The following is a 14,704-nucleotide window of genomic DNA, read 5'->3' on the forward strand; positions in this document are numbered from 1 at the left end:
GAGTCAGGCGGATCGCGCCAGGGCCAAGACGCGCTCCACGGCCGGATCCCGTTGTCCCGCACGGGTAGCGGCGACGACCGTCAGCGCCAGATTGTCGTCCGGTCCGTCTGGATCCAACGTCCGGAACACCACCCCGGGCAGCGCCCCGGCGGGCACCTGCTCGGGCACCAGGCACACACAACTCCCCGCCGCGACATGGCTGATCAGGCCGGGAAGGCTGTCCGCGCGGGCTCCGTCGCGCGGGGCGAAACCGGCGGCGCGGCAGGCGGCGGCGACCTGTTCGGCGAGGCCGGCCAACGCGGTCAGCGAGGGCAGCGAGAAGCTCTCGCCGGCGAGGTCGGTCAGCCGCAGGGTCGTGCGCTCGGCCAGCGGATGTCCGGCGGGCAGCGCGACGGCGAGCCGCTCGGTCGCCACCGTGCGCAGGCCGAGTCCGTCCGGGTCGGCGAGCGGGCCGCGCACGAAGGCGAGGTCGAGTCTGCCGGAGCGGACCATCGACGCCAGTTCGGCCGAGGTGTTCTGGTGCAGGTGCAGGCGCAGCCCGGGGAAACGGTCCCGCGTCAGCCGGAGCACCCGCGGCAGGAACGTGTAGGAGATGCCGCTGATGAAACCGAGGTGCAGTTCGCCCTCGGTGCCGCTCGCGATCCGCTGCGCGCGGCCGACGGCGGCCTGCTGCGCCTCGAGCAAATGCCGGGCGTCGCGGGCGAACGCGGAGCCTGCCGCGGTCAGCCGCACGGCGCGGGTGCTGCGGTCCAGCAGCCGCACGCCAAGGCCGCGTTCGAGGCGCTGGATCGCCTGGCTCAGCGGCGGCTGGCTCATCGAAAGGCGCGCGGCGGCCCGGCCGAAATGCTCCTCCTCGGCCAGCACGACGAACTGCTCCAGCAGGCGAGTCGTCAGATCCATATGGCACAGCATATGGATAACCGGCCAAGAAGTATTGGCCGTAGATGAATGACCTCGTCTTGACTGGGCGCAGCTGCCGAGGAAACAGGAGGTGCGGGCGATGGCGCCTGGCGAGGTGGACGACGGGAAGCCGCGAGGCCCGCTCACCGGAGTGCGGGTGGTCGAGCTGGCCACCGTGATCATGGGCCCGTACGCGGGCGCGCAGCTGGCCGACCTCGGCGCGGACGTCGTCAAGGTCGAGGCTCCGGGCGGGGATCCGACCCGGCACTTCGAGCCGCGCCGGCACCCCGGGATGGCGGGTGCGGCGCTGAACTTCAACCGCAACAAGCGCAGCGTGTGCCTCGACCTGAAAACCGGGCCCGGGCGCGACGCGCTGCTCGCGTTGCTGGGCACCGCGGACGCGTTCGTCACCAACATCCGCCCGGGCGCGCTGGGCAGGCTCGGACTGGCCTACGCCGACCTGGCGGCCGGGCACCCCGGGCTCGTCTACGTGAACGCGCAAGGGTTCCGGAGCGATTCGGAGCTCGGCGACAACGCCGCCTACGACGACATCCTCCAGGCCGCCTCCGGGCTGGTCTGGTTGAACGAGCAGGCCACCGGCGAGGCCTATTACGTGCCGACGGTGCTGGCGGACAAGGTGTGCGGCCTGTTCATCGTCCAGTCCGTGCTGGCCGCGCTGCGCCATCGCGACCAGACCGGCGAGGGCCAGCACGTCGAGGTCCCGATGGCGGACACGATGATCGCGTTCAACCTCGTGGAGCATCTCGCCGGAGCCTCGCTGGACCCGACCGAGGAACCGGGTTACGGCTATCCGCGTGTCCTGAGCAAGCAGCGCCGGGCGTGCCGCACGGCGGACGGGTGGATGTGCATCCTGCCGTACAACGACCGCAACTGGCGCGATTTCTTCGCCCGCGCGGGCCGTCCCGAGCTTTCCGCCGACCCGCGCTTCGCGACCATGCCGGCCCGCGTCGCGCATGCCGACGAGTTGTACGGCCAGGTCCGCGAACTCACCCCGCAGTTCACTTCCGCCCAGTGGCAGGAATTCTGCGACCGCGTCAGCATCCCCGCGCATCCCGTGTACAGCCTCCAGGAAGCGGCCGAGAGCGACTACGCCCGGCAAGGCGGTCTCGTCCGGACAGTCCAGCACCCGACCGAGGGCGCCTGTCGTCTCGTGGCCCCGCCGGTCCGCTACTCCCGCACGCCGCCCGGGATCTACCGGCAGTTCCCGCCGGTCGGCGCGGACACCGCCGAGGTGCTGGCCGAAGCGGGCTTCGACCCGGCCCGCCTCGGCTGACCCCAACCGTCCCCACGACAACGTCGTCGTTCCGAGGAGAACCCATGGCGCCATCCGAACCCCTCGCCCCGCGTCCCGGGCGGGCGTGGACCGTCACCGCCCTCGTGCTGCTGTTCCTGCTGCTCAACTACGCGGACAAGACCGTCGTCGGCCTCGCCGCCGAGCCGATCATGAAAGACCTCGGACTCGGCGAGGAGCAGTACGCCTTCGTCCAGTCCAGTTTCTATTTCCTGTTCAGCGTTTCCGGCATCGTCGTCGGGTTCGCCGCCGCGAAACGCCGCACGACGCGGGTCATGGCCGTGCTCGCCCTGGTCTGGGGCCTGACCGCGCTGCCCATGGCGGCCGGACTCGGCTTCGGCGCCTTGGTCGCGTCGCGGATCGCGCTCGGCGCGGCGGAAGGGCCCGCGGTGCCCGCGGCGACGCACACCGTCTACGGCTGGTTCCCCACGCGCGATCGTGCGCTGCCCAACGCGTTGGTCCACATCGGACCGACGCTCGGCGTCGTGGCGAGCGCGCCGCTGCTCAGCTGGATCATCGCGGACTTCGGCTACCGGACCGCGTTCGGCGTGCTGTTCGCGCTTTCCGTGCTGTGGGCCGCGGCGTGGCTGTTGTTCGCGAACGACGGCCCGTACGCCAAATCCGCCGTACCGTCCGGCGTGCGCCGCGAACCGGTGCCGTACCGCGTGTTTTTCCGGTCCGGAACGGTGCTCGGCGCGATCCTCACCGGGTTCGTCGCCTTCTGGGCGACCACCACCGCGCTGGGTTTCCTGCCCCGCTACCTGTCCGCCGGGCTCGGGATCGGGCATCAGCAGGCAGGCACCCTCTCCGCGTTGCCGTCGTTGTTCGCGACCGTCGTGATCGTGGTGATGGGTGCTGTCTCCACGCGGTTCCGGCGCGGGGGAGCGGGCAGCCGCCGCGCGTACTGTCTGCCCGGGATGGCGCTGCTCGCGCTCTCCGGCGCCGCGATGATTCTCTTTCCGCACACGGAAAAGGTCATGGCGATCGTGTTGATGACGGTCGCGTTCGGGCTGCCGAGCGCGTTCTATCCGATGGTGTGGCTGCTCATCGGAGAGCTGGTCCCGCCGGAGCGCCGCCTCGCCGTGACCGCCGCGACGACCGCTGTCGCCACCTCCGCCGGAGTGTTCGCGCCGTTGGTGATGGGCGGTTTCCTCACCGCGGAAAACGGCTATGCGGCGGGATTCGGCGTGTGCGGCGCGCTGTTGCTGGCGGGCGCGGCCGTGGGCACTGTGCTGATCAATCCCGAACGAGACCAGCGGCGGCTGCCCGCGTTCTCCGTGAAAAGCGTCAGTGCCGCATGAAGCGGACCGACGAAGACGGAATCGCCGCCGTGGTCCTCGACTCTCCGCACAACCGCAACGCGCTGTCGGTCCGGCTGGCCGGCGAACTCACCGCGCAGCTGAGCCGAGCCGCCGAGGATCCGGCCGTCCGTGCGGTGCTGCTCACGCACACCGGCGAGACGTTCTGCTCGGGGATCGACCTGGCCGAAGCCCGCGCGGGCACCGGGCTCACCGCCGAGCAGCTGACGAACCTGCTGCGCATGGTCGTCGAAATGCCGAAACCCGTGGTCGCTCGCGTGACCGGGCATGCCAGGGCAGGAGGGCTCGGGCTGCTCGGCGCCTGCGACATCGTCGTCGCCAGCCCGGCCGCGAGCTTCGCGTTCACCGAGGTGCGCATCGGGCTCGCCCCGGCCGTCCTGTCGACTGCCGTGCTCCCGCGCGTGGATTCGCGGGCCGCCTCTCGCTACTACCTCACCGGAGAACGCTTCGACGCCGCCGAGGCCGCCCGGATCGGACTGATCACGCTGGCCGCGGACGACGTCGACGAGGCGCTCGAACCAGTGCTCGCCGGACTGCGCGCCGCCGCACCCGGGGCACTCGCCGCCGCCAAACACCTCACCACGACAGCCGCGCGGCAATTCTTCGGCGCCCACGCGAGCGAACTGGCCGCGCTCGCCGGGCGCCTCGGCGCCGGTGCCGAGGCAAGGGAGGGGATCGCGTCCTTTCTCGAACGCCGAAGCCCGGTCTGGGCGGCAACCCGTTTCTCCCTCAGGAAGGAGTCGCGATGACTTCCACCCCCGGTCTCGACGTCCGCGTCGAAGACCACGTCGGCTGGATCGTCCTCGACCGGCCGCGGCAGAAAAACGCCTTCACCGGCGACATGCTGCGTGCCTGGGCCGAGGCGTACCGGGCTTTCCAAGCGGACGACCAGGTCCGCGCGGTCGTCGTCACCGGCACCGGCGACGCTTTCTGCGCAGGAGCCGATCTCGCCGACCTCGGCCAGTCGCGCACCCCGCTGGGCAGCAGGCGGCTGATGACCGAGCACGTGCACCCGGTCGCCATGGCCGCGGAAGACCTCGCCAAACCGCTGATCGCCGCGGTCAACGGGGCGGCGGTCGGCGCGGGCATGGACATGGCCCTGATGTGCGACTACCGGATCGTCTCCGAGCGCGCCCGGTTTTCGGAGGGGTACGTGCGGGTCGGCCTCGTGCCCGGCGACGGCGGCTGCCATTACCTGCCGCGGATCGTGGGCCGGTCGCGCGCGCTGCGGCTGCTGTGGACCGGCGAGTTCGTCGGCGCGGACCAGGCGCTGGCCTGGGGCCTGGCGGACGAGACCTGCCCGCACGACCGGCTGGCCGTGCGGGCCCGGGAGTTCGCCGGGACGCTGGCGGCGCGGCCGCCGGTCGCGGTCGAGCTGATCAAACGCGCGGTCCGGGCGGGCGAGCACGCGGATCTGCGGACCTCGCTGGATCTGATCGCCTCGCACCAAGCCGTCGTCCAGTCGACCGCCGACTCCGCCGAAGCGCTCGCCGCGTTCGCCGGCGACCGGCCGGCGCGCTACACCGGGGAGTGAGCCAGATGACCGAAGATCTCCGCCGCCGGGTGCGGGATTTCCTCGCCGCCCACCCGTTCACGCCGCGCTGCGATTCCTGGGCGGGCTCGTACGACCTGGACTTCAGCCGCGAACTCGGCGCGGCCGGGCTGCTGGCCGTCTCCTGGCCGGAACGTCTCGGCGGCGGTGGCGGAACGGCCGTCGACCGGCTGGCCGTCACCGAGGAACTGCTGCGCGCCGGTGCTCCGCTGGCCGCGCACTGGGTGGGGGAACGGCAGATCGGCCCGACCCTGCTCCGGCACGGCAGCCCGGAGCTGCAGGAGGAATTCTGCCCGCCGCTGGCGCGCGCGGAGTGCACGTTCGCGCTCGGGATGAGCGAACCGGACGCCGGTTCGGACCTCGCTTCGCTGCGCACGTCCGCCGTCCGCGACGGCGACGGCTGGCGCATCACCGGGCGCAAAATCTGGACCAGCGGCGCGCACCGGGCAAGCCATCTCTACGTGCTGGCCCGCACCTCGCGCGAAGCCGACCGCCACGACGGGTTGACGGAGTTCGTCGTCGCGCTGGACTCCCCGGGGATCACCGTCACGCCGATCCTGGACCTGCGCGGCGAACACCACTTCAACGAGGTCGTCCTCGACGAGGTGGCCGTTCCGGACCGGTGGGTGATCGGCCGCGTCGGCGAGGGCTGGCGGCAGGTCGTCGGGCAGCTCGCTTTCGAACGGGGCGGTCCGGAGCGGTTCCTCTCGACGTATCCGCTGTTGTCGGCGGTACTTGCCGCGGGGCTGGCGGACGACACTGCGCGGCGCGGGCTGCGCGCATTGGCGGCGCGGTTGCAGATCCTGCGCGCCTGGGTGCTGGAAACGGCGCAGGTGCTCGACGCCGGCGGCTCCCCGGTCGTGCCCGCCGCGACGAGCAAATATCTCGGCCACCACTTCGAACTGGGCGTCATCGAGTGGGCGCGGCCGCTGATGCCGCGCGCGGCGCCGGAGGTCCGCGCGCTCTACGACCAAGCCCTCGCCGCCGCACCCGCCTCCGGCCTCCGGGGCGGCGCGGCCCCCGTCATGCTGTCGATGATCGCCAAGGACAACCGATGACAACGCACTCTCTGGAAACCGACCTCGACGTCTCGGTCACCGAGGTGATCGCGGACTGGGACCGGCCCGGCGACCTCCGCGAGCACTGGCGGATCGCGACCGGGCTCGGCTGGACCGCCATCCTGGACGACTTCCCGGACCAGCGAGAACTCCTCGACGCGGCGTGCGGCGCGGTCACCGCCCTCGCCCGCGGCGGGATCGCGCTCCCGCTCCGCCAGACGCTGGTCGCCCGCGCCGCGGCCGAGGTGCCACTGTCCACAGAGGACGCCATTGCCGGGCATCCCGCGGCACAGGGAATCTGGGCGCCGATCGCGGACGTCCTCGTCGGTGCGGACGGCGCGCCCGCTGAGGCCGGGCGAGATTTCGCGGGCCGGCCGTATTCTGTCTCTTCGTCGCCGGAGATCCCGTTGCGGGTCGCCGCGTTGTCGGAAATCCTCCGCTGCCAGGAAATGCTCGGCGCGGCCCAGGGCGCGTTCGCCGAAGCCCGCCGGTATGTCACCGAACGCGTGCAGTTCGGCAAGCCGTTGGCCGCCATTCCCGCGGTGCGGACCACGCTCGGCCAGCTGAAAGTCGATGTCCGGCAATTGGAAACGGTTACGCACGAAGTCAGGCTCCGCCTCTTCGGCGACGAGGCCGCGCTCGCCTTCGCGCTGGCCACCGCCCGCGCGGTCGCGGCGGAGGTCGCCCCGCGGATCGCGCAAACCGCGCATCAGCTGCACGGCGCGATGGGCATCACTTACGAGGCCGCACTGCATTGGCGGACCAAACTGCTGTGGGCGGACTGCGACGAAGGCGCACTGTGGGGCGACGACGGCATTGCCGCCATCCCGGTTGACGAAACCGCCCTGTGGTCGTTGACCGCTCCGGGGGACCGCGGCCAGCGTTATTAGCAAACCTGATCGCGAACAATGGAAATTCGAGGGCGATCAGGACGGTTTTCCTGCGCCACTCGGCCCAATTCTTCGCGGCATGGCTTTCGGTTGTCTCCTTTCGTGGTGAACTCGACGCCGGCCGGTCTTCGCGGGAAAAGGGGATGAGTCGTGCTGGTGCGTTCTGTGTCATTGCTGGGTTCGAGTGTGCTCGCGGCCGGTGCGCTGGCGGTGCCCGGGACGGCCGTCGCGCCGGTCCCGTGCGACGAGGCGAGTCTCGTCGCCGCCGTCAGCGCTGCCAACGCCCATCCGGGCAGTTCGATCGACCTGACGGAAGGCTGCACCTATCAGCTCACTGAGGCATTGCCCGCGATCTCCGCCGCCACGACCGTCAACGGCCATCACGCCACCCTCGCTCGCACGCAGACGGCCGCGCCGTTCCGGATTCTGCGCACCGACGCGGCCGGGGTGTCGATTCTCGATCTGTCGGTCACCGGCGGCCACACCGCGCCGGGCGAGGACGGCGGCGGCATTCTCAATACCGGCGCACTGGTCCTGACCCGGGTGACGATCCGCGGCAATTCCACCGGAGACGGCCCGCCCGCAACCGACGGCGGCGCCGGGGGCGGCGTGTTCAGTTCGGGCGGCACGCTGTCGATCGCCGACAGCACGGTCACTGGCAACGTCACTGGCAGCGGCGGTCCCTGGGCCCGGGTCGGCACGGGCGGTTTCGCCGGTTCCGGCGGCAATGGCGGCGGAATCGGGGTCCGCCAAGGCACCTTGACGGTCGAGCGCAGTTCGGTCGGCGGAAACCGGACCGGGAACGGCGGAGACAGTTCGGCGGCTCCCGGCGCCGAGGGGGACAGCTGGGCGCACGGCGGCTACGGCGGCGGGATCTGGAGCACCCAGCGCACCACCGGCACCGATAGCGCAGTGTGCGACAACACCGCGGGCGACGGCGGGACCGGCGGACCGGTCGGCAGCTCTCCCAGCGGATCCGCCGGTCATGGCGGCCCCGGCGGAAACGGCGGCGGCGCCTACGTCGCGGGCACCGCGACGTTCACGCACAGCATGTTGTGCCGCAACAGTTCCGGCGGCGCGGGTACTGGCGGTTCCGGGACCGCGCGCGGGTACGACGGAAACGCGGGCGACGGCGGCGGACTCTGGACCGGCTCGGGCACGGCGACCCTCGCCGACACCACGATCACCGACAATCGCACCGGCTCGCCCGGCACCGTCCGGCCCGGAACTCCCGGCTCCGGCGGCGGGATCTACGACCACACCGGCGACCTGACCGTCACCGGCGGCCGTCTCGCCCGCAACCGCAGCGGCCGAGACGGCGGCGGAGTCGGCCTGCACAGCACGCGGAAGCAGCCGGTCGCGCACTTCCGGATCACCGGAGCGAAGATCACCGGCAACCTTGCAGGCGGAAACGGCGGCGGCATCGCGGTCTCCAGCGTCCACGACACCGCGGCGCACGTTCTCGCCGACAGCGTCGTCACCGGGAACACCGCGGCCAGGGGCGGCGGCATCCACCTCGGCTCCGGCAACACGGTGCAGCTGGACCACGACACCATCGGCGGCAACCGTCCCGACGACTGCGTTCCGCCCGGCTGCGGAGGGTCGCGCTAGCCGGCCGGGACGAACGCGATGAGCCGCTGATGCGGATCGTCGACGACCTGCAGCACCACCTGGTCCAGCGTTTCCCCGACCCCGTCCGGCCGCCGCAGCCGCACCCGCAGGTGCGTGTGCGGCCGGACGACGTCGTTGCGTTCCCAGAGCGCGGCGAACCCGGGGTCCGTGCGCAGCAGTTCGTCGATCCAGCCGCCGGTCGGCGCTCCGGCCGGGGTGCTCGCGCGCACGATGCCGATCACGGTGCGCCGCATCGCTTCCAGGTCCGCGAACCGGCTCTGGAGGACCGGATCGGTGAACAGCATCTGCACGTACCGGCGGCGCTCCGGCGGGACCGCGCCGAAATCGGTCAGCAGCCGCGCGGCGGCGGCGTTCCAGGCCAGGACCGACGTCGCCGGTCCGACGAGGATCGCGGGCACCTCGCCCATCCGGTCGACCAGCCGGCGCAGCGGATCGCTCGGCTCGGGGTTCGGTGGAGGGGCTTCGCCGGCGACGACGAGATCGAGTGCGTACCGCGTCTGGTCGCCGTCGAGCCCGAGCGCGTCGGCGATGCGGCGGACCACGTCGGCGCTCGGCATGACCCGGCCCTGCTCGATCCGCGTGTAGTACTCGTCGCTGACGAACGCCAGCGCCGCGACCTCGCCGCGCCGGAGACCAGGCACCTGCCGACGCCCGGTTCCGGTGGAGGCGGGCGGCGGGGCCTCGTCGCGGCGGGCGTGCAGGAAGGCACCGAGCTGGGCGAGCCGGGGGTCGCGCGCCATCAGCGCGGGCTCCGGCTCCGCCGCCGGGGGAGGGGGATCGGATTCTCCCCCTCCCGCGCCGGCTGCCGCGGGCGCACGGTGGAGGCATGATCGACCGCGAACGCATCGACGTCCACACCCACCTGGTCCCTCCGTTCTGGGGCGAGGCCCTCGCACAGCACGGCGGCGACCCGTCGGGCTGGACGCTGCCGCCGTGGACGCCGGACGACCACCTGAAGTTCATGGACGCCAACGGCATCGCCACGAGCGTACTGTCGCTCACCGCCCCCGGCGTGACGGGCTGGACCGGCTCGGCGCGTCGCGAGACGGCCCGCCGCGTCAACGAATACACCGCCGAACTGGTGCGCGACCGCCCGGACCGGTTCGGCTTGTTCGCCACGGTCCCGCTGCCCGACGTCGAAGGCGCGGTCGCGGAGGTCGACCACGCGTTCGCCGCGCTCCGAGCCGACGGCGTGGTCCTGCTCTCCAACTACGACGGCGTCTACCTGGGCGACGACCGGTACGCCCCGCTCTGGGCGGCACTCGACCGGCAGCGCGCGGTGGTCTTCATCCATCCCGCGCACCCGCTCGTGCCGCTGCTTCCGGGGATCCCGGGGCCGCTGGTGGACTATCCGTTCGACACCACCCGCAACGCGGTGCACATGGTGTTCCACGGCATCACCGAGCGGTACCCGAACGTGCGGATCATCCTCGCGCACGCTGGCGGGTTCGTGCCCTTCGCGGCGTTGCGGTTCTGCCAGATCCAGGCCTCACTGGAGCCGGGCGGGCCTGCCGCGGAGGACTTTCTGGCACGGTTCCGCGGTTTCTACTGGGATACGGCGTTGTCGTCAGGCGAGTACGCGTTTGGTGCGCTGGCTCGGTTCGCTGACCCCGCGCGGATTCTTTACGGCAGTGACTTTCCTTATGCGCCACCGGAAGTGGGTGCTCGGTTCACGGAGATCCTGGACGCGGACAGCGGATTGACCGCTGAACAGAGCCGGGCGATCGACTCCGGAAGCGCCCGCGCCCTCTTCCCCCGACTGGGCTGAGAATCACCTAGCGTCGACGAGATCCACCGCGGTCGGCCCGTCCGGCAGGTCCGCGAGCAACAGCCCGGCCTCCACCTCGACGGTCCGGTCGCCATGCGGGGTGCGCGCCCAGTATTTGCCCGGCGGCGGCAGCAACGTCGTGCACGGCGTGACGATTTCGCCGTCGACCGTCCCGTGCACGCGATGCGGTCGGCCGAGAATCGCCGCGGCGCCAACGAGATCGCCCGCCGTGACCAGCGTGCGGACCAGCGTCGAGGAACAGCCGGGAAGCAGGTCGAGGGCATGCGCGGTGAAACCGGAGACAGGCCCGAGCTTCCGCAGGAGGGCGGTGTCCCCGGCGCCTCGGTGGCCGAAGCGGAAGTTGCTGCCGGTGACCACTGCGGTGGCGTCGAGGGTGCGCCTCAGCACGCCGTCGACGAAATCCTCGGCGGACGTCCGCGCGAGGCATTCGGTGAACGGGAGGACGAGCACCTGGTCGGCTCCGTGCCGACGGGCCAGCTCGGCTCGGTGTTCCACCGTCGCCACCGGTGTCGTGTCGCGCGGCCGTCCGGCGATGGTCGCCGGATGCGGGTCGAACGTCGTGAGGACCACCGGCGCTCCGCGCTCGCGGCCCAGGCGCACCGCGTGGTCCAGAACCCGTTGGTGGCCGCGGTGCAGTCCGTCGAAAACGCCGAGCGCGACGACGGACGGGCCCCAGCCGTCCGGCACCTCCGCGGTGCCGTGCCAGAAAACCGTGCTCACGCGAACCTCCCGCGTTCGGGCAGCGCTGGGAACCGCGGCGCCCCCGGGGACGCGAGGGCGCCGCGGCGGATCAAGAGCCCCGCTTCTTGAGGAACGAGACGTCGTCGTTGCCGATGAGGTCCGGCACGGTCCAGCCGTCGAGGTCGTATTCGGCGAGGCACTGCTCGGCCAGGCCCTTCATCGACTCGGTGGTGCCCTGGGCCTCGGCGGCGAAGAGCAGTTCCGCCTTGACGTTTTCGTGGTTGCCGGAGTAGTTGCGTTCGTAGAGTTCGTGCCGTCCGCCGAACTCCGAGCCGACGGCGTCCCAGAGGGCTTTCATGACCTTGACCCGGTCGACGGCTTCGTAGCCGTTGGAGCCGCGCACGTACTTGTCCAGGTACGGCCGGACTTCGGGGGTTTTGAAGTCGATGGAGTGCGAGTTGAGGTAGATCAGGCCGCTGGCCACGTCGGATTCGATGATCTCCTTGATCCGGGGGTAGGCCTGGATCATCAGCATCCGGTAGGTCAGGCCGTAGTCGAGCTTGGGCAGCAGCGCCCCGTTGGTCCATTCGTCGGGGTTGCGCGCCATCGCGTCGGCGAGCGCGAAGAAGGTGTTGCGCCATCCGACGACCTCGCCGACGCGGGTCTGCACGCCGCGGAAGTCCTTGCTGCCGGTGATCTCCAGCGCCTTGAGCAGGAGTCCGGCGATGAAGTCGATTTTGGTGGCGAGCCGGATGCAGCCGTGGAAGGTGAAGCGCGGGATGAAGCCGGAGACGGGGAAGAACCCGTTGATCTTCTCGATGTCGCCGTAGAGGAACACGTTCTCCCACGGCACGAGGACTTTGTCGAACACGAAAATGGTGTCGTTCTCGTCCATCCGGGAGGACAGCGGGTAGTCGAACGGGCTGCCCATCACCGCCGCCTGCTGCGTGTAGGAGGTGCGGCAGATGAGTTTCACGCCCGGCGCGTCCATCGGCACCGTGCAGATGAGCGCGAACTCCTTCTTCTTGATCGGCAGCCCGTAGTGGGCGATGAAGTTGTAGTTCGTGATGGCCGAACCGGTCGCCACGACCTTCGCCCCGGACACGATCAGGCCCGCGTCGGTTTCCTTCTCCACCTTCATGAACACGTCGCCGACCTCGTCCGGCGGCAGGTTCCGGTCGACCGGCGGGTTGATGATCGCGTGGTTCCAGTACAGGACCTTCTCCTGCGATTCCTTGTACCAGCGCTTCGCGTTGTCTTCGAACGGCGCGTAGAAGTCGGAGTTCGCGCCGAGCGTGCCGAGGAAGCTGGCCTTGTAGTCCGGGCTGCGGCCCATCCAGCCGTAGGTCATCCGGGACCAGGTTTCGATCGCGCGGCGGTCGGCGAGCAGGTCGTCGACGGTGTGCGGGCTGCGGAAGAACGGGTGGGTGACCCCGCCGTTGCCGGTGTCGGTCGGCACGGTCAGCGCGTCGCGCGTCTCGGGCGAGTGCAGCGCGTCGTACAGCCGGGCGGTCATCCGGACCGGGTTGCGGAAGGCGGGGTGGGTGGTGACGTCCTTGACGCGCTCGCCGTAGATCCACACCTCGCGTCCGTCCTGAATGGACTGGATGTACTCGTCGCCGGTCATCGGCGCGGAGGCGGTGGGGGCGGCGGCCGCGGAGCGGTCCTGCTGGATGGTCATGGCGATGTCCTTTCGGGTGGCGGTCAGGCGGCGTGCGGGCGCAGCGGGGTGAACGTGGTCGAGGCGCCGAACCAGCCCGCCTCGGGGCAGTCGAGCGAGCCGCCCCAGTGGGTGCCGGTCTCGCGGGGGCCGAGTTCGCGGAACGCGCCGGCGTAGAACAGCAGCGGCTGCCGGTTTTCGACAGCGACGTCGACGACCTCGCCGACCACGATCAGGTGGTCGCCGCCGTCGTAGGTGCGCCACGGGCGGCACGAGTACACCGCGGCGGAGCCGACGAGGACCGGTGCGACCGGCCCTTCGGCCCATTCGGGTCCGGGATCGGCCGGACGTCCGGCGAAGTGCCAGGCGGTGTCCGCCTGGTCGGCGCCGAGCACGTTGACGGCGAACGCGGCGCCGTCGAGGTAACTGCAGGCCTTGGACTGCCGGGTCAGCGTGACCTGGCACAACGCGGGTTCGAGCGAGACCGCGGTGAACGCGTTGACCGTCGCCCCGTGCGGGGTCCCCTGGTCGCTGCGGCAGGTCACCACGGTGACGCCGGTGGCGAACCTGCCGAACGCGTCGCGCAGTTCGCGGGACGGAACCGTCATCTCGCACCTCCTCGTGCGATGTACGCTATGCGTACAAAGTGAACGCTATGCGTGCAGTGAGTGGAAGGATGCATCAGGAGGCGACGGAGGTCAAGGGCGATACCGGAGCGGGTGAAATACTGCGGAGCGTGACGGCAGCCGGAAACGAGCGCGACTTCGTGCAGAGCCTGGAGCGCGGCTTCGCCGTGCTGCTCGCCTTCGACGAGGAGCGCACCAACCCCACGCTCACCGAACTGGCGACCGCGACGAACCTGTCGCGGCCCGCGGTGCGCCGCCTGCTGCTGACCCTGCAGCGGATGGGCTACGTGACCAGTGACGGGCCGCGCTGGTCGCTGACCCCGCGCGTGCTGACCATCGGCCAGCACTACACGGCGACCCGCGCGATGATCGACCTGGCGCATCCGCACCTGCTGCGGCTGGCGGAGACGACCGGGGAGTCCGCGTCGCTGGCCGAACTGGACGGCAACGAGGCGGTCTACGTCGCCCGCGTGCCGGTGCGGCGGATCATGAGCATCAACGTCGCGGTCGGCACCCGGCTGCCCGCGCACGCGACGTCGATGGGCCGGGTGCTGCTCGCGTGGGCGGGCCCGGAGCGGATCACCCGCTACCTGGAGGAAGCCCCGCTGCGCTCGTACACCGCGCGCACTGTCACCGATCCGGCGGAGCTGCGGACCGCGCTCTCCGCGGTGCGCGACGCTGGTCTGTCTATTGTGGACGGTGAGCTGGAGGAGGGCCTGCTGTCCGCGTCGGCCCCGGTGCGCGACCGCACCGGAGCGGTCGTCGCGGCGCTCGCCTCGTCGACAGCCGCCGGACGGCTCGCGCCGGAGCGGCTGCGCAAGGAAACCGTCCCGGTGCTGCTCGAAACCGCGGCAGCGATCAGCGCGGACCTCGGGTACGACCCGAGGCCCGTGCCGGTGAAACGGGACGGCTTCTACTGAGTTCGGGTCATCCGATCAGCGACGGAATCTGCGTGAGCGCCCCGTCGTGCGCGACGATCCTGCCCCGCTTCATTGCCAAGCTGCGCGGAGGGGAAAGCACCACGGTTCACCCGGCAGCACGAGCAAGTCGGCGACATCTCCCGGCGCGAGACCGGACTTCTCGTAACCGAAGGCGACGCTGGGGATGCTGAGTTCGCTGGGCCTGGTGGAGATCCAGGCCGACCGGGGCGCGTTCGTGACCGAAAGGACGTCGCCGCGCAGTCGCGGGAGGTGCAGCGTTCGCTCACCGACATCGATCTGGTCCGGGCGGTCCTGGAAATCGGAGCGCTGCGACTGGCTCGGCGGCGCGGCGTGTCCGCCAAGGG

14 protein-coding genes are annotated in these 14,704 nt (G+C 71.1%); 9 read left to right on the plus strand and 5 right to left on the minus strand.

Going from position 1 to position 14,704, the window contains the following annotated elements; all coding sequences use genetic code 11:
• Positions 1 to 3 precede the first annotated feature (3 nt).
• Positions 4 to 900, minus strand: a complete 897-nt coding sequence (locus H4281_RS34880; protein ID WP_182895124.1) for a LysR family transcriptional regulator — start codon at positions 898 to 900, stop codon at positions 4 to 6.
• A gap of 100 nt (positions 901 to 1,000) precedes the next feature.
• Between H4281_RS34880 and H4281_RS34885 the strand changes: the two genes are divergently transcribed.
• The 7 genes from H4281_RS34885 to H4281_RS34915 all read left to right on the plus strand — a co-directional run bounded on the left by H4281_RS34885 (position 1,001) and on the right by H4281_RS34915 (position 8,642).
• Positions 1,001 to 2,194, plus strand: coding sequence for a CaiB/BaiF CoA transferase family protein (locus H4281_RS34885; RefSeq protein WP_182895125.1), 1,194 nt, complete (start codon positions 1,001 to 1,003; stop codon positions 2,192 to 2,194).
• 44 nt (positions 2,195 to 2,238) lie between these two features.
• Positions 2,239 to 3,513, plus strand: a complete 1,275-nt coding sequence (locus H4281_RS34890; protein WP_182895126.1) for an MFS transporter — start codon at positions 2,239 to 2,241, stop codon at positions 3,511 to 3,513.
• Positions 3,510 to 4,280, plus strand: a complete 771-nt coding sequence (locus tag H4281_RS34895; protein WP_182895127.1) for an enoyl-CoA hydratase family protein — start codon at positions 3,510 to 3,512, stop codon at positions 4,278 to 4,280. The genes H4281_RS34890 and H4281_RS34895 overlap by 4 nt, the downstream gene beginning before the upstream one ends.
• Positions 4,277 to 5,065: an enoyl-CoA hydratase/isomerase family protein gene (locus H4281_RS34900; protein ID WP_182895128.1), complete on the plus strand. Its 789-nt coding sequence runs from the start codon at positions 4,277 to 4,279 to the stop codon at positions 5,063 to 5,065. The genes H4281_RS34895 and H4281_RS34900 overlap by 4 nt, the downstream gene beginning before the upstream one ends.
• Positions 5,066 to 5,070: 5 nt before the next feature.
• On the plus strand, positions 5,071 to 6,141 hold the full coding sequence (locus H4281_RS34905) for an acyl-CoA dehydrogenase family protein (RefSeq protein WP_220508276.1): 1,071 nt from the start codon (positions 5,071 to 5,073) through the stop codon (positions 6,139 to 6,141).
• Positions 6,138 to 7,031, plus strand: a complete 894-nt coding sequence (locus H4281_RS34910; protein WP_182895130.1) for an acyl-CoA dehydrogenase family protein — start codon at positions 6,138 to 6,140, stop codon at positions 7,029 to 7,031. The genes H4281_RS34905 and H4281_RS34910 overlap by 4 nt, the downstream gene beginning before the upstream one ends.
• A 150-nt stretch (positions 7,032 to 7,181) precedes the next feature.
• Positions 7,182 to 8,642, plus strand: a complete 1,461-nt coding sequence (locus H4281_RS34915; protein ID WP_182895131.1) for a hypothetical protein — start codon at positions 7,182 to 7,184, stop codon at positions 8,640 to 8,642.
• Here H4281_RS34915 and H4281_RS34920 read toward each other — a convergent pair.
• Entirely contained in the window at positions 8,639 to 9,403 is a 765-nt protein-coding gene (locus H4281_RS34920; RefSeq protein WP_182895132.1) for a helix-turn-helix domain-containing protein, read from the minus strand. The genes H4281_RS34915 and H4281_RS34920 overlap by 4 nt on opposite strands.
• Before the next feature lie 86 nt (positions 9,404 to 9,489).
• Here H4281_RS34920 and H4281_RS34925 point away from each other — a divergent pair, with 86 nt between their 5' ends.
• Entirely contained in the window at positions 9,490 to 10,431 is a 942-nt protein-coding gene (locus H4281_RS34925) for an amidohydrolase family protein (protein WP_182895133.1), read from the plus strand.
• Between the two features lie 3 nt (positions 10,432 to 10,434).
• Here the strand turns inward: H4281_RS34925 and H4281_RS34930 are convergent, their stop codons facing one another.
• The 3 genes from H4281_RS34930 to H4281_RS34940 form a co-directional block, all read right to left on the minus strand.
• Positions 10,435 to 11,172 (minus strand): adenylyltransferase/cytidyltransferase family protein, encoded by a 738-nt coding sequence (locus H4281_RS34930; RefSeq protein WP_182895134.1) that lies wholly within the window; start codon positions 11,170 to 11,172, stop codon positions 10,435 to 10,437.
• Positions 11,173 to 11,242: 70 nt separating this feature from the next.
• Complete coding sequence (locus H4281_RS34935) at positions 11,243 to 12,814, minus strand: 4-hydroxyphenylacetate 3-hydroxylase family protein (protein ID WP_182895135.1); 1,572 nt, start codon at positions 12,812 to 12,814, stop codon at positions 11,243 to 11,245.
• Between the two features lie 23 nt (positions 12,815 to 12,837).
• Entirely contained in the window at positions 12,838 to 13,401 is a 564-nt protein-coding gene (locus H4281_RS34940) for a flavin reductase family protein (RefSeq protein ID WP_037819593.1), read from the minus strand.
• 128 nt (positions 13,402 to 13,529) lie between these two features.
• Between H4281_RS34940 and H4281_RS34945 the strand changes: the two genes are divergently transcribed.
• Positions 13,530 to 14,339, plus strand: coding sequence for an IclR family transcriptional regulator domain-containing protein (locus H4281_RS34945; RefSeq protein ID WP_376771990.1), 810 nt, complete (start codon positions 13,530 to 13,532; stop codon positions 14,337 to 14,339).
• Positions 14,340 to 14,704 lie beyond the last annotated feature (365 nt).

Origin of the sequence: Amycolatopsis dendrobii (assembly GCF_014145675.1) — a bacterium.
Lineage (GTDB): Bacteria > Actinomycetota > Actinomycetes > Mycobacteriales > Pseudonocardiaceae > Amycolatopsis > Amycolatopsis dendrobii.

Coding starts and splice junctions, on each gene's coding strand:
- H4281_RS34905 (WP_220508276.1), top strand. CDS start 5,071: ATGACCGAAGATCTCCGCCGCCGGGTGCGGGATTTCCTCGCCGCCCAC.
- H4281_RS34900 (WP_182895128.1), top strand. CDS start 4,277: ATGACTTCCACCCCCGGTCTCGACGTCCGCGTCGAAGACCACGTCGGC.
- H4281_RS34925 (WP_182895133.1), top strand. CDS start 9,490: ATGATCGACCGCGAACGCATCGACGTCCACACCCACCTGGTCCCTCCG.
- H4281_RS34885 (WP_182895125.1), top strand. CDS start 1,001: ATGGCGCCTGGCGAGGTGGACGACGGGAAGCCGCGAGGCCCGCTCACC.
- H4281_RS34895 (WP_182895127.1), top strand. CDS start 3,510: ATGAAGCGGACCGACGAAGACGGAATCGCCGCCGTGGTCCTCGACTCT.
- H4281_RS34935 (WP_182895135.1), bottom strand. CDS start 12,814: ATGACCATCCAGCAGGACCGCTCCGCGGCCGCCGCCCCCACCGCCTCC.
- H4281_RS34920 (WP_182895132.1), bottom strand. CDS start 9,403: ATGGCGCGCGACCCCCGGCTCGCCCAGCTCGGTGCCTTCCTGCACGCC.
- H4281_RS34880 (WP_182895124.1), bottom strand. CDS start 900: ATGGATCTGACGACTCGCCTGCTGGAGCAGTTCGTCGTGCTGGCCGAG.
- H4281_RS34910 (WP_182895130.1), top strand. CDS start 6,138: ATGACAACGCACTCTCTGGAAACCGACCTCGACGTCTCGGTCACCGAG.
- H4281_RS34940 (WP_037819593.1), bottom strand. CDS start 13,401: ATGACGGTTCCGTCCCGCGAACTGCGCGACGCGTTCGGCAGGTTCGCC.
- H4281_RS34890 (WP_182895126.1), top strand. CDS start 2,239: ATGGCGCCATCCGAACCCCTCGCCCCGCGTCCCGGGCGGGCGTGGACC.